General features: G+C 64.2%; 12 protein-coding genes and 1 tRNA gene. 7 read left to right on the top strand and 6 right to left on the bottom strand.

The annotated features are described in order from the left end of the window. Nucleotides 1-7: 7 nt before the first annotated feature. The 3 genes from PspR32_RS20635 to PspR32_RS20625 form a co-directional block, all read right to left on the bottom strand. Entirely contained in the window at nt 8-961 is a 954-nt protein-coding gene (locus PspR32_RS20635) for a FecR family protein (protein ID WP_036996706.1), read from the bottom strand. After that, nucleotides 958-1497: an RNA polymerase sigma factor gene (locus PspR32_RS20630; protein ID WP_159389099.1), complete on the bottom strand. Its 540-nt coding sequence runs from the start codon at nt 1495-1497 to the stop codon at nt 958-960. Before PspR32_RS20630 ends, PspR32_RS20635 begins: the two co-directional genes overlap by 4 nt. 86 nt (nt 1498-1583) lie before the next feature. Beyond that, nucleotides 1584-2606, bottom strand: a complete 1023-nt coding sequence (locus tag PspR32_RS20625) for a DUF4917 family protein (RefSeq protein WP_010220939.1) — start codon at nt 2604-2606, stop codon at nt 1584-1586. A 112-nt stretch (nt 2607-2718) separates the two neighbouring features. Here PspR32_RS20625 and PspR32_RS20620 point away from each other — a divergent pair, with 112 nt between their 5' ends. From PspR32_RS20620 to fes, 6 genes are all read left to right on the top strand, one after another. Beyond that, nucleotides 2719-3789 (top strand): glycerophosphodiester phosphodiesterase, encoded by a 1071-nt coding sequence (locus PspR32_RS20620; protein WP_010220940.1) that lies wholly within the window; start codon nt 2719-2721, stop codon nt 3787-3789. Nucleotides 3790-3858: 69 nt separating this feature from the next. Continuing rightward, the gene (locus PspR32_RS20615; protein WP_010220941.1) at nt 3859-4497 is read left to right on the top strand and encodes a LysE family translocator; all 639 of its coding nucleotides are present in this window, start codon (nt 3859-3861) and stop codon (nt 4495-4497) included. Nucleotides 4498-4574: 77 nt separating this feature from the next. Beyond that, nucleotides 4575-5114, top strand: coding sequence for an RNA polymerase sigma factor (locus PspR32_RS20610; RefSeq protein ID WP_010220942.1), 540 nt, complete (start codon nt 4575-4577; stop codon nt 5112-5114). After that, entirely contained in the window at nt 5107-6075 is a 969-nt protein-coding gene (locus PspR32_RS20605; protein WP_159389098.1) for a FecR family protein, read from the top strand. The genes PspR32_RS20610 and PspR32_RS20605 overlap by 8 nt, the downstream gene beginning before the upstream one ends. 69 nt (nt 6076-6144) lie before the next feature. Beyond that, nucleotides 6145-8559, top strand: coding sequence for a TonB-dependent receptor (locus PspR32_RS20600; protein WP_159389097.1), 2415 nt, complete (start codon nt 6145-6147; stop codon nt 8557-8559). Between the two features lie 7 nt (nt 8560-8566). Further along, complete coding sequence (gene fes / locus PspR32_RS20595) at nt 8567-10162, top strand: enterochelin esterase (RefSeq protein ID WP_232531769.1); 1596 nt, start codon at nt 8567-8569, stop codon at nt 10160-10162. Nucleotides 10163-10254: 92 nt separating this feature from the next. On the opposite strand, the gene PspR32_RS20590 is transcribed toward fes, so the two are convergent. Next, nucleotides 10255-11952, bottom strand: coding sequence for a SulP family inorganic anion transporter (locus PspR32_RS20590; protein ID WP_036996698.1), 1698 nt, complete (start codon nt 11950-11952; stop codon nt 10255-10257). A 149-nt stretch (nt 11953-12101) separates the two neighbouring features. On the opposite strand from PspR32_RS20590, the gene PspR32_RS20585 reads away from it, so the two are divergent. Then, nucleotides 12102-12509, top strand: coding sequence for a DUF2388 domain-containing protein (locus PspR32_RS20585; RefSeq protein WP_232531767.1), 408 nt, complete (start codon nt 12102-12104; stop codon nt 12507-12509). Nucleotides 12510-12567: 58 nt separating this feature from the next. Here the strand turns inward: PspR32_RS20585 and PspR32_RS20580 are convergent. Beyond that, nucleotides 12568-12641 (bottom strand) — tRNA-Gly (locus PspR32_RS20580). A gap of 157 nt (nt 12642-12798) precedes the next feature. Continuing rightward, nucleotides 12799-13683, bottom strand: coding sequence for an alpha/beta fold hydrolase (locus tag PspR32_RS20575; RefSeq protein WP_159389096.1), 885 nt, complete (start codon nt 13681-13683; stop codon nt 12799-12801). Between the last annotated feature and the right edge of the window lie 189 nt (nt 13684-13872).

Raw genomic sequence — 13872 nt, 5'->3', positions numbered from 1 at the left:
TCTCAAATTACTCTTTGCGTTCGATCCGCAGGCGGCCGTCGGCCAGGTTTACCGCCTTGATCGGCAGCAGCGCCGGCAGGGCGTTGAGCACGGCATCCGGGTCATTGACGTCGAGGTTGCCCGAGACCTTGTAGCGGCCCAGCGCCGGGTCGGCGAGCAGCACCGGCGCCGAGCGGTACAGCGACAGCTCATCGATCAGGCTGGCCAGCTCGCGGTTGCGAAAGCTCACATGGCCGCTGCGCCAGTCGGCCACCTCCTGAGTACTGAGGTTCTGGACGTTGAGGCTGCCGCGGGCCAGGTCGTAGATGGCCCGTTGGCCGGCGCTCAACAGCACTGGCGGGCGATTCTCGCCGGGGGTTTCCAGGGCCACCTGGCCGTGGGCGACGCTGAGCACCAGCTCCTGCTGGCCGCGGCGCAGATCGAACCCGGTGCCGACCACCCGTACCCGCGCATTGCCGGCATCGATGAACAGCGGGCGCTCCTTGTCGGCGGCCACGTCGATGTACAACTGGCCCTGGTCGAGGCGAATCAGCCGGCGCTCGTTGTCGAAGCTCAGGCTCAGCCGGGTGCGGGCGTTGACCTCCAGCTGGCTGCCATCCGGCAGGGCCAGGTGCTGCGGGCGTTCGCTTTGCACGGTCAGTTGTTGCTGATGATGGCGGCTCGGCAGGCCGAGGTTGGCCGCCAGCACGGCGCACACCAGCCCGGCGGCCACGGCCAGCGCCGGACGCCAGCGCAGCGGTTTGCGGCTGGGCAGGGCGACCGGTTTGTTCAGGCTCTTGAGCGCGGCCAGGTCATCCCAGAGTTGTTCGAACTGGGCATAGGCGCGGGCATGCTCGGGGTGCTGCAACCACTGGGCGAAGGCCTTGCGTGATTCGCGCGAGCGGTCGTTGCGGTTACGGGTAAACCAGCTGGCCGCCTGGGCATCGATGCTGCGCTTATCGATTTCAGGAGTGGGGGTCATTCTGGCTGCTCCATGCCGTTGTCACTGTCCAGACGTTGCTTGCAATGCAGCAGGGCCGCGGCGATGTGCTTTTCCACCATGCTCACGGAAATGCCCATGCGCGCGCTGATCTGCGCCTGCGTCAAACCTTCGAAGCGGTGCAGCATAAGGGCTTCGCGGCGGCGCGGCGAGAGTTCGGCGAGGACAAGTTTCAATTGTTCCAGGCGTTGTTGCTGCTGGGCATGCTTGAGCGGGTCGCTGCTGGTGTCGGCCGGTGTCTGCTCGCTGGCCTGGGCTTGTTCGTCGAGCACACTGTGACGCACCTTCTGCCGGCGCCAGTGATCGCTGAGCAGGTTGCGCGCCATCTGGAACAGGAACGCCCGTGGTTGCTCGACCTGCGCGCGGTCGCGATAGCCCAGCCACTGGGTGAACACGTCCTGGGTCATGTCTGCGGCATCGTTGGCATTGTCCATGCGCTTGCGCAAAAAATGCAGGATATCGGCATAGAACCCGCGACAGGTTTCGTGGGTAAAAGGGTCGGGTTTGGGGCGCGGCATGCAAGCTTTCCAGGACGGACCGGAGAGAAAGGTTGCAAATGGTATCGATAATAATTGCTATTTACCATGCCTGTTTTTGTCGCCCATCAACGCCGCTTGCGGATTGGAACCGGTACCGGGACGTCCAGCCCGGGCGCGCCCAGCGGGTGGCTGCTGGCGTCGAAAAAGTACAGTGGCAGCTCGGGCATGTCGGCAAAACGCTGCAGGTAGTGCTGCTTCTGGCTGATGATCGAGGCGTCGCTCAACGGCCGGATGGCGATGGCCAGGTGCGTCGGGCGCGCCTGCTTGAGCGCCTCCAGCAGATGGCGGTCAGTGCTGTCCAGGTGCTGGCCGAAGATGCACAGCCCGCCCCGGTGCCCCGCCAGCTCACCGAGGGCCCAACTGAGGTAGTCGGAACTGCGGATGGCCTTGAGCTTGTCGTCGCTGCTGCTCTCGTTGACGAACAGCGGCACATCGCCCGGGGTGTTGACGGCAAAGCCATCGAGCAACTGGCTGTCGGTGGCACTGCGCTGGCGGGTGCTGCCATCCTGCTGCTTGAGCAAGTGCAGGCCGCCGTGCAGGTACAGCAGGCGTGTGCCGGGGCTGCGGGTGCGGCGGATATCGAAGTCGCCGTCTTCATCGAACAACTGCTGAAAGCCTTCCGGTGCCTGGCTGGCGGCCCAATGGCAGATCAGGTCGTAGTTGCTTGAGTAGACGCTCTGGTAATTGCCCAGCTCGCGGTTGATCAGCAGTAACGTCTGGCTCGGCAGCATGCGCCAAGGGATGTGCACACTGCGAATGGCATGGATCAGCGCTTCCTTGATCGCGTAGTAGCGGTTCAGCGGCGCCGACGCGCTGATCGCCAGCGCGGCGTTGATCCGTACCGTAGTGTTCAGGGCACTGAGCACCGGTTCGAACAGCTCGCTGCCCAGCGACTTGAATAGCGCCTGGTCAGTCAGGCTCAGGGGTTTGTGCCGCACCCGCTGGGCTTCTTCGAACAGCGAAAAATACGTGAAGGGTCGCCACAGCGCACGGCTGGCGCCGTTGCCCAGCAGCAGGCCGCTGCACGGCTGACTGGCGTTCAGGTCTGGCCAGGGGTGGAGGCTGGCGTCGAGGTCGGCGTGGGGCATCGGGCATCTCTGTGGCAGGGCAGGCAATCGCCGGCGACTTTAGCATGCAACCGGTCTGTCATCAGCGTTGGCGACTATGCTGGATTCGCTGTGCACCAAAGGAAGGCTGAAAATGTTGAACGCAATTGGACGTGTGTGTTGCCTGGCGTTGTTGCCGCTGGCGGGGCTTGCCGAAGCCGGGCAGGGCGCCGAGTTGGCCAGGGCTCAGGATATTCCCTACCCGGCGGTGATCGCCCATCGCGGCGCGTCTTATGATGCGCCGGAGTCCACGGCACCGGCCTACCGGCTGGCGCGCGAGTTGGGCGCCGACTACCTGGAGCTGGACCTGCAGCGCTCCAGCGATGGCGTACTGGTTGCCGTGCACGATGACAACCTGCTGCGTACCAGTGATGTTGCCGAGCGCTTTCCCGAGCGCAAGAACAGCCCGGTCAGCGCCTTCACCCTGGCCGAACTCAAGTCGCTGGATGTCGGCAGCTGGTTCAACAAGGCTTACCCCGAACGTGCCCGGGCAAGCTTCAAGGGCCTGAAGATCCAGACCCTCGATGAGGTCATGGCCATCGCCGCGGCTAACCCGCAACACCAGCCGGGCTTGTACATCGAGACCAAGGTGCCAGGCCTGTTTCCCGGCATCGAAGCTGACCTGAAGAACAGCTTGCAGGCCAAGGGCTGGCTCGCGCGGCCGGGCAAGGTGGTGTTGCAGAGCTTCGACCGTAGCAGCCTGGCGCTGCTGCACCAGCACATGCCCCAGGTGCCCAAGGTGCTGTTGCTGTGGATCGGCAAGGGCAGCATGGAACCGGCCTCGCAGCAGACCTTTGCCGAGTCCGGCGAGCGCGACAAGGCGGCGTTCTATGCGCGCCAACAACCCAAAGACAAGGCCGAATTCGAGCGCTGGCTGGATTACGCCAAGGCCGATGGGGCCATCGGCACCGGACCTTCAGCAGCGCTGACCGAGGGCGGTGCCCAGAGTTACGCCGACCTGGTGCAGCCGTGGATGAACCAGCTGACGCACGACAAGGGCCTGTTGGTGCACGTGTACACCGTCGATGAGCCGGTGGATTTTCGCAAGGTGCTGGACGCGGGCGTGGACGGCATCTTCAGCAATCGCAGCGGCCAACTGCTGCGTTACCTGGCCCGGCCCAGTGCCCGCAGCGAGGCGCAGATTCTGCGCGCCGAGGGTTATTGACAGGCTGGCTGGCGCTGCGCGGCTGCCGTAGACTTCGCGCCTTGCACGGACTTTCAGGACACTGCCTCGATGACCTTTTCACTGCTGCTGGCGGTAATCGCTTCCGGTTTTATCTACGGCATTACTCCGGGGCCCGGCGTGCTGGCGGTGCTCGGCATTGGCGCGGCGCGCGGCCGACGCGCCGGGGCGGGGTTTCTCTGCGGTCATTTGCTGGGGGATGTGCTGTGGTGCAGCACGGCATTGGTGGCCATCGTCGGCGCACGGCAGATCGGCAACTCGGTGTTCGACATTCTCGGCGTGCTCAGTGGCCTGTACCTGTTCTGGCTGGGCATGCGTGCCCTGCGTAGCCGCCCGGGCAATGGCGAGGGCGAGCAGGGGCCGGTACGCAAACCGTTCTGGCACGGTGTGGTGTTCGGCCTGACCAACCCCAAGGCCTATCCGGTGGCCGTGGCCACGTTCACCGCCTTGCTTTCCAGTCGCGCCGAAACGCTGGACTGGTCAATGCTGCCGGCGCTGATCGCCTTGAGTTTTGTCGGTGGCCTGCTGGCTTATGCGATTCTCGTCGGTGTGGTCGGTGCCCGCCATGTGCGTACCCTGTACACCCGTTACGAGCTGTGGATCACCCGGGCGTGCGGGGTGATGTTCATCGGCTTTGCCGTCAATGCCCTGGCCCACGCCTTGCCTGGCCTGTTGCCGCGCAACAGCTGAGGGCTGGCAGAAGGCTATACCGATATGTGAGAATGATATGAATTCCTATTCATGTCCTTCTCGCACGCCGGACCTTCATGACTTCGCTCTCCACGCCCTGGACCGCCGCTGCCCCGGCCTTGCAGGCGGTCGTCCACGATCTGCTGGCCAACTATAGCGACCTGCGCCGCTACCTGAGTGGGCGCTTGCGCAATCCGGATGATGCCGCCGACATTGCCCAGTCAAGCTTTGCCCAGGCCTACGCCCATGCCTTGAACGCCCCGGTGCTCAACGCCCGGGCCCTGCTGTTCCAGGCGGCGCGTAACCTGTGCATCGATCAGTACCGGCGACGCAGCAACGAGCTGGCGGCGCTGGAAGACTGGCTGACCCGGGCCGATGCGCTGAGCCCGAGCGTTGAAGAAATCATCATCGCCCGCGAGCAGCTGCAGCAGCTGATCGAGCGTATCGAACGCATGCCGCGCCTGCGCCGTGAAGTGTTCGTCCGCGTGCGCCTGCACGGCCAGCCCCATCGCCAGGTGTGTGCCGAGCTGGAACTGTCGGCCAAGGCAGTGGAGCTGCACATCGCCCGGGCGGTGTTCGATTTGTCCGAACTGAGCCTGGCGGCGCGGCATGCCTGAGTCTTCGCCGGTATCAACGCGCAAGGTGCAGCAGGCCCTGACCTACCTGGCCGCACTCAATAGTGACGACCCTGAACGGGTACAGCAGGCGCGTGGGCAACTGGAGCGCTGGCGCGGTAAAAGCAACGAGCACGAAAGGGCCTGGCAAGAGGCCGAACAACGCTGGCAACTGGTGCATCGGCTGACCCCGCAACTGCGCCCGGCAGTGGCGCCGGAGCCGCTCAACCTCAGCCGTCGGCGCCTGCTGCGTCAGGGCGGCGGCCTGCTGCTGGCGGTGGGGGGGGCCAGTTGGCTGGGCTGGCTGTGGCGGCGTACGCCGCAGTTCGATCGCCTGCTGCAAACCGTGCATGCCGAACCGCCACGCGGCGAAACCCTGCCCGATGGCAGCCAGTTGCTGCTGGCCGCCGAAACCAGCCTGCGCGTCGAGTACAGCAACGGTCTGCGCCAGGTGCGCCTGCTGCATGGCCACGTCTATTTCGACGTGGCGCGCGAGCGCTTGCGACCGTTTGTGATCAGCACCCGGCTGGGCGAAGTGCAGGTGCTGGGCACGGCGTTCAGTGTCAGCGATCGCGGTGCTGAGATTCAGGTCGCGGTGGCGCGCGGGCGGGTCGAGGTGCGTGGCTTGCGTGACGGCTCGCAGGTGTTGCAGGCCGGTGAGCGGATCAGCCTCGATGCGCAAGGCCGATTGCTCCGGCTCAGGTCTGATCCGCATGCCGCGCCGGATATCCAGCATTGGCAGCGCGGTTGGTGGTCGTTCACCGAGACGCCGCTGGCCGAGGTGATTGCCGAGGTCAACGCATATGCGCTGCAACCGGTAGTGCTGGAGCCCGCCGCGGCGCGCCTGCAACTGACCGGCAGCTTCCCCAGCGACCAGCCGGAACTGCTGCTGCAGACGCTGCCGAAAGTCCTTCCGGTGAGCCTGGTTCAGCAGGGGCAGCAGCGCACCCTGCGATTGCGCTGAAAAAGTTTTGAGGGGTAACGGCGAAGTGGCCCGTCTTCATCGCTGAACCCACCTCTGCAAGGACAGATCATGTCGCTTCCCCATGCCCGCCCGGCACCCCCTGCGGCTTTCCCCGGTACCCTGCGTCGGCTGGTGCTGGCCTGTGCCCTGGGCAGCGCCAGCCTGTTGCCACTGACTGGCGTTCACGCCGCCGCCCTGGCTGCTGACGCGCCGGCCCTGAGCTTGAACCTGCCGGGTCAGTCCCTGGAAGCCGCGGTGCATGCCCTGGCCCGTGAAGCCGGGGTTGCTATCGCTGCCGACAGCCAATTGCTGGCGGGTCGCAGCGCACCGGCATTGCAGGGCCAGTTCACCTTGCAGCAGGCCTTGCAGCGCGTGCTGGCCAACACTGGCCTGGTCGCCAGTGAAGAGAACGGTGTGATCATCCTGCGCAGCCTGAACAGCGACGGCGCCCTGACCCTCGGTGAGCTGAACATCAATGCCAGCAGCAATCCCGATGGCCTGCCCGAGGCCTACAGTGGCGGCCAGGTCGCCCGCGGCGCACGCTTGGGCATGCTGGGTAATCGCGATGTGATGGAGACACCGTTCAACGTCACTTCCTACACCGCCCAGCACATGGAAAACCAGCAAAGCGGCACGGTTGGCGCGGTGCTGCGCAACGATCCGTCGATCCGCTTCAGCACCGGCGAAGGCCACGCCTACGAGAACTTCATGATCCGTGGCTACTCCCTTGACTCCACCGAGCTTGCGCTAAACGGGTTGTATGGCCTGGCCCCGGATGGCCATGTGCCGACCGAGTTCCTTGAGCGGGTGGAAGTGCTCAAAGGCCCCGGTGCCTTGCTCAATGGCATGGCACCCAACGGCGGTGTCGGCGGGGTGATCAACCTGGTGCCCAAGCGCGCCGGCGAAGCGCCGCTGACCCGCCTGACCAGCAGCTACGTGTCCGACGGTTATGTCGCTGAACACATCGATCTGAGCCGTCGCCTGGGCGACGAGCAACGCTTGGGCATTCGATTCAACGGTGTATATGGCAGCGGCGAAACCGGCGTCGACCAGCAATCCAAGGACCGCACCCTGGCATCGTTGGGCATGGACTATCGCGGCGACGGCTGGAAGCTTGAACTGGATGCCTATGAGAGCCACGAAAAACTTGAGGACGGCAGCCCGATGATGGCCGGCTTCAGCAAACTGGGCCATGTCACCAAGGCGCCGAAACCGGACACCAACATCCTCGATGGCATTTCCGCCAAGCAAATCAGCAAGGCCGTGGTGCTGCGCGGTGAATACGACCTCAACGACGACTGGACCGCCTACGCCAGCGTCGGCAGCGCCCGCACCCGCTACAAGGGCTTTCTCAACGGCACCCGGGTGATCGTCACCGGTGCCAACGGCGATGCCAGCGGCGAGACCTATAACCAGGCCGGCTACACCCATAGCCTGTCCACCGAAGCCGGGGTGCGTGGCAACTTCGTCACCGGCCCGGTCAACCACCAGGTGGTATTGAGCACCACCTTGCTGCATCAGGACATCGGCCGCGCCGCCACGGTGACCGGCAAGAAGTACGTGACCAACATCTACCATCCGGGCAAGCCGATCATTGCCGGTGACATCGGTTCCAGCGACAAGACCGGCGATAACACCCTGTCCAGCTTCGCCGTCGCCGACACCCTGGGCTTTATCGACGACAAAGTACTGCTGACCCTCGGGGTACGCTCGCAACGAGTGCGGCAGAAGATGAGCAAGCCGGCCTATGACGAGCGCGCCCTGACCCCGGCCCTGGGCCTGGTGCTCAAGCCCTGGGATGCGCCGGTGTCGCTGTACGCCAACTACATCGAGGGCTTGACCCAGGGCGGCATGGTCACCGACCTTGCCGCCGCCAACTACGGCGAGCAGTTCGCCCCGTACAAGGCCAAGCAGATGGAGGCCGGGGTCAAGTGGGACCTGGGCGATTTCACCCACACCCTCAGCGTGTTCCAGATCGAGAAGCCGAGCATGCTCCTGGACCGTGCCAGCAACCGTTACACCGACGATGGCGAGCAGCGTAACCGCGGCGTGGAATGGAACCTGTTCGGCGCGCTGACCCCGAGCGTGCGCCTGCTTGGTGGCGTCACCTACACCCGTGCCGAACTGACTCGCACCGCCGGCGGTACCTTCGATGGCAACACCGCCCGGGGTGTGCCGGCCTGGTCGGCCAACCTCGGCGCCGAATGGGACACCCCCTGGATCCCGGGCCTGACCCTGACCGCACTGGGCATCCACAGCAGCTCGCAGTACCTCGACAGTGCCAACGACCTGAAGATCCCGCAGTGGACCCGCTACGACCTTGGCGGTCGCTACAGCACGCGCATCCTCAGCAAGGATGTAGTGCTGCGTGCAAGCCTTGAGAACGTCGAGAACCGCGCCTACTGGGCCGGGGTGTTCAACGACGGCTATGCCACGGTCAGCGAGCCACGCACGCTGAAACTTTCCGCCAGCATCGACTTCTGAGGTGAACATGCAGACTTTCAGTCAGTGGAGCTGCGCCGTGGCGCTGGCCCTGTGTGTGAGTGGCAACGCGATGGCGAACGCCGACAGGCCCCTGCAACCGGGGCAAACCGTCAGCGCCAGCGTTGCCCAGGGGCAACAACCGGTCTGGAGCTTGCAGCTCAAGGCCGGCGACCTGGTCCAGGGCCGGCTGCAGGGCGATGTCAGCCTGCGCCTGCTCGATGCCCGGGGCCAACCGCTGCGGCTGTTGATCGATGGTCAGGACCAGCCGCGCGAGTTCATCTTCATCGCCGAGCGCGATGGCGCCTACGGCCTGCGTGCCGAGGTGCTGGCCAACCGGCCGCAGGCAACCTACGCGTTGAGTCTGAAACAGGTGATTGCGGCCAGCGAGCAGCAGCGCCGCGCCGTACCGTTGCCGAGCCCGACCCTGCGTGCGCTGCAACAACAGTTGGCCCGGGGGGCGAGCACCGATGCGTTCTGGAAGGCGCGTCAGCAACAGGGCACGCCCATGGTCGAAGCCGTGGCGGACAAGCCGGGCATGAGCCTGGTGACCTTCCTCTGGCGCGGTGCCGAGCACAATGTGCGGGTGTTCGGCGCGCCCTCGGGCAATCACGATGAGCTGCAACGTCTCGGCGACAGTGACGTGTGGTTTCGCAGCTATCTGCTGCCTTCGTCTGCACGCTTGAGCTATCAACTGGCCCCGGACGTACCGGCGTCGGATGATCGGCGGATGATCCTCGCCAGCACCCGGCGTGACCCGCTGAACCCGAACAGCTTTGCTGATGGCAGTGGCGACCCGTACCTGTCGCGCTCGCGCCTGGAACTGCCGGCTGCGCCCGCGCAACCCTGGGTGGCCGAGCGCAAGGATATTGCCCGTGGCAGCCTGGAGCGCAAGGTGCTGAGCAGCACCTTGCTGGGCAACCAACGCGATGTCTACCTGTACCGCCCGGCACAGTGGCAGGCGGGGGCTGAGGGGCAGGGCCTGCTGGTGCTGTTCGATGCGCACGCCTATACGCGCCAGGTGCCGACCCCGACCATTCTCGACAACCTGATCGCCGATGGCTTGATCCCGCCAACCGCGGCCTTGATCATCGCCAACCCCAGCGACCTCAGCCGCCAGCAGGAGCTGCCGCCGAACCCGCAGTTTGCTCGTTTCATGGCTGAAGAACTGATGCCCTGGGCACGCCAGCAAGGCCTGGCGGCAGCGGCGCAGCGCACCGTGGTCGCGGGCTCCAGCTACGGAGGCCTGGCCTCGGCCTACATGGGCCTCAAGCACCCGGAACTGTTCGGCAATGTGCTGAGCCTGTCCGGTTCCTATTGGTGGGGGCAAGAAGGTGAAGAGCCAGGCTGGCTTACCCGCGAGTACGTCAAGGCGCCCAAGCAACCACTGCGCTTCTACTTGCAGTCGGGCTTGTTCGAAGGGCCGAAAATCCTCGACACCAACCGCCATTTGCGTGATGTATTGCTGGCCAAGGGATACCCGGTGGAGCAGGTCGAGTACCCGGCCGGGCATGATTACTTGCAATGGCGGGGCAGCTTGCCGTGTGGCTTGATCAGCTTGATCGGCAAGGCTGCGCAACTGCCGAAAACCTGTCAGCCAGGCTGACAACGGGGCTGCTTTGCAGCCCATCGCCGGTAAGGCCGGTTCCCACAATGGCTCTGCATGCACCGAACTTGTGGGAGCTGGCCTTGCCAGTGCTAGAGCGTTTGTTCCTTGCGACTGCGATTGCGCCACAACCGATACGCCCTGATCCCCGAACGCACCGAACCAAACAGCAAGCCGTTCTCCATCTCCCGTGCGATCCCCGAACGCACCAGCATGCGCAAAAAGCGTCCGCGCGCCCGGGCGATGCCGAAGTAGATACCGCGGGCCTTCAAGGTGTCGCGCACCTCGCGCAGGGCCGCAATGCCGCTGACATCGATCGAGCTGACCGCCTCGGCATCGAACAGCACCGCGCGCGGTTGCTCCTCGCGATGCACCGCCTCGAGCAAACGCATTTTGAAGTAGTCGGCATTGAAAAACAGGATCGCGTCGTCAAAGCGGTACACCACCAGCCCTTGTACTGTGCGCGCCTCCTTGTAGCGGCGGATGTCGACCTGGCCTTCGATGCCCGGCACCCAGCCGAGCACCGCATCGGTGGGCTGGTAGATGCTGTAGAGCAGGCGCAGGATCGCCAGGGTCACGGCGATGATGATGCCCGGCAGCACGCCGACCCCGAGCACGCCGACGGTGGTCAGCACGCACAGCCAGAACTCGAAGCGGCTGAGCGTGTAGATCTTTTTCAGCGACTGCACATCGATCAGCCCCCAGCCGGCCATCAGCAGTACCGCGCCCAACGCCGCTTGCGGAATCCACGCCATGGGCGTGGTGAAGGCCAGCAATATCAGGGCGATGACCAGGGCGGCGATGATCCCTACCAACTGGCTTTTGCCGCCGACCATGTCGTTGACCGCGGTACGCGAGTCGGCGCCGCTGATGGCAAAGCCCTGGGAAACCCCGGCGGCAATGTTGGTGACCCCCAGGGCCAGGAACTCATGGTTGGCGTTGATCGCATAACCATGACGGGCAGCAAAGCTGCGGGCGGTAAGCATGGCGCTGCAAAAGCTGACCGTGGCGATACCCAAGGCATCACGCAGCAGGCTTTTCATTTCTTCCAGATTGGTGTGCGGCCAGGCCAGTTCCGGCATGCCGGCCGGCACCGGGCCGAGAACCGCCACGCCAAAACGGTCCAGACCAAACAGCCCGACCACCAGGGTTGCCACCGCCACTGTCACCAGCGCCGCCGGCAGGCGTGGGTAGCGGCGCGGCAGCCAGATCAGCAAGCCCAGCCCGGCGACGCCGATCACCAGGGTCAGCCAGTGGATTTCCCCCAGGCGCTGCAGCAGGTTGATCAGGCTGAGAATGAAGCCGTTGCCCTCGATCTGGAACCCCACCACCTTGCCCAGTTGCCCGGCCAGCAGGCTCAGGCCGATACCGTTGAGGTAACCGATGAGGATCGGCCGCGAGAAAAAACTGGCAATGAACCCGGCCCGCGCCAGCCCGGCACCGATCAGCATCAAACCGACCAGGATGGTGACAATCACCGACAATTGCGCCAGCCGCGCCGGGTCGCCCATGGCCAACGGCGCGATCGCCCCGGCGACCATGGCGCAGGTGGCGGCATCCGGGCCGACCATCAACTGCCGCGAGCTGCCGATCAGGGCATAGACCATCATCGGCAGGATGCATGCATACAAGCCGTACTGCGGCGGCAGGCCGACGATCTGCGCATAGGCAATGGCGATAGGGATCTGGATCGCGGCCACCGACAAGCCGGCCTGCAGGTCATGGCGAAACCATTCACGGCGGTACTGCAACAGATTGGCCAGGCCAGGCAGCCAGCGGGAGAGAAACATGCACGGATCCTTTCGAGTGTTTCGCGGTGGGCTATTAAAGCGCAGCGCGTAGAGCCTGGGCAGGGCGTCAAATCAAAAACACCGCTGTTAAGTCTGGTGCAAGCCGTGGAAAATGCCGCCCGAATATTTGGATCAGTGAATGGAAGCCGATGGAACGCATACTCAATAGCTGGAAAAAACCTGCAGGCCTGCTGTGCCTGGCCTGGTGCTGCACCGCCCAGGGCATGGGCGACATCTTTGGCGATGGCACTGGCAATGTCGATGGCATGCTGACCCTGGGGGCCACGGTGTACGTGCCCTTCATGCTCACCGGGGCAACCACCTTCGGGCCAACCATGGCCTCCGAGGGGACTTCCGACAGCGATGGCAAGCGGGTGCTTGCGCAAGCCCGCGACGATGCCGCGGCGTTCATTGCCAGCGACGGGGCTTACCGGGGTGTCTATCTGCAATCGGCACTGCACTGGTTGCGCAGCAAGGGGCATGCAACAGGGGCAACGGACAGCGAGCTGGCCCAGCAAATACTGGTGTTGGCGGTGGTTGAGGCGAAGGGCAATTAGCAAAATAGCCACCAGGGCGGTGGCCAAGGTCTCAGCTGCGCTGGAACCTGGAAGAAGCTGGAGCGGGTGAAGGGAATCGAACCCTCGTTATCAGCTTGGGAAGCTGGAGTAATGCCATTATACGACACCCGCTTTCAGGGCTGACTTTGTACCAGAACTTCGCCGCGATTTGAAGCTCTTTGTTGCTGCAGAGCCATCGGCCGGTGGCCGCTAGCGCAAGGTCGTGCATCTTCTTTCTGGCCTTTGGGGCCGTTGATGCAGGAGGCTGCGCTACCGGTCACCGTGTCGCTCAGATAGCCAGTGCATGGTGCTCCTGGGTGTAGCTGTAACGGGGACGCGATTCTTTCAGCGCAGGCTTGAGGAAACCCAGCAGCACTTCACGGGTGTCGCGGCAGGCGGCCTTGTGTTCCATGTCGAGGAAATGGCCGGTGGCGCGGATCTCGCGAAAGTGGCTGTTGCGCACATGCTGACCGAACTGGCGGGCATCCTCGGTGGTGGTGTATTCGTCCCACTCGCCATTCATGAACAGTACCGGAATGTCGATCACCCGCGCCGCCCGCAGAGCGTTGCCCAGGTCGTGGTCGAGTACCTGGTTGATGTGAAAGTGCATCTGCGCGTATTCGTGGTTGTCCAGGCTGCTGAGGTGCCGGTAGTTGAAGCGCTTGAACAGCGACGGCAGGTGCTTGCCGATGGTGTCGTTGACCAGGTTGCCGACCTGATAACGGTCGCAGGCGCTCAGGTACTGGCAGCCGCGTTCGAGGTAGTCGCGCATCGGTTCGTTGATTACCGGCGAGAACGAACTGACCACCGCCTTTTCGATGCGCCGTGGTTTGTGCGCCAGGGCCAGCAGGGTGCAGGCGCCGCCCCAGGAGAAGGACATGACGTGATCGGCGCCAAAGTGGTCGATCAGCTCCAGAAGGATCTGCCCTTCGGTTTCCTTGGTCAGCAAATGCTCATTGCGGTTGTGGGGCTTGGACTTGCCGGCGTAGGGCTGGTCATACAACACCACGTTGAATTGCGGGTGCAGGTTGCGCACCGTCTGGGCAAAGGAGGCCGTCGTGGCCAGCGAACCATTGATCAGGATGATCGTCTTCTCAGCGGCGTCTGCTCGATAGAACTCCGTGTAAACCCGATACTGACCTTGTATATCAAGCACAGCGATTTCTGGCCTCATGTCGTCGACTCCTGGCGCAAAAAAGGGTGTTCGCACATGCAAGGATGCGCGTTCTTTATGACAGGTAGGCATACGCCTTGAAGAAGCTGAGGGCCCTGGTCGATCCCTGTGGCACGCGGGTCGACCGGTATTGTTCTAGGAGGGCAATCTGCCGGACGCCAATGCTTCGAGGCATGGGTCGCCGGCAAA

It is taken from the genome of Pseudomonas sp. R32, from assembly GCF_009866705.1.
In the GTDB taxonomy this organism is placed as follows: domain Bacteria; phylum Pseudomonadota; class Gammaproteobacteria; order Pseudomonadales; family Pseudomonadaceae; genus Aquipseudomonas; species Aquipseudomonas donghuensis.
Note: the sequence above shows the minus strand (reverse complement) of the source record. Positions and strands in the feature narration are given on the sequence as shown.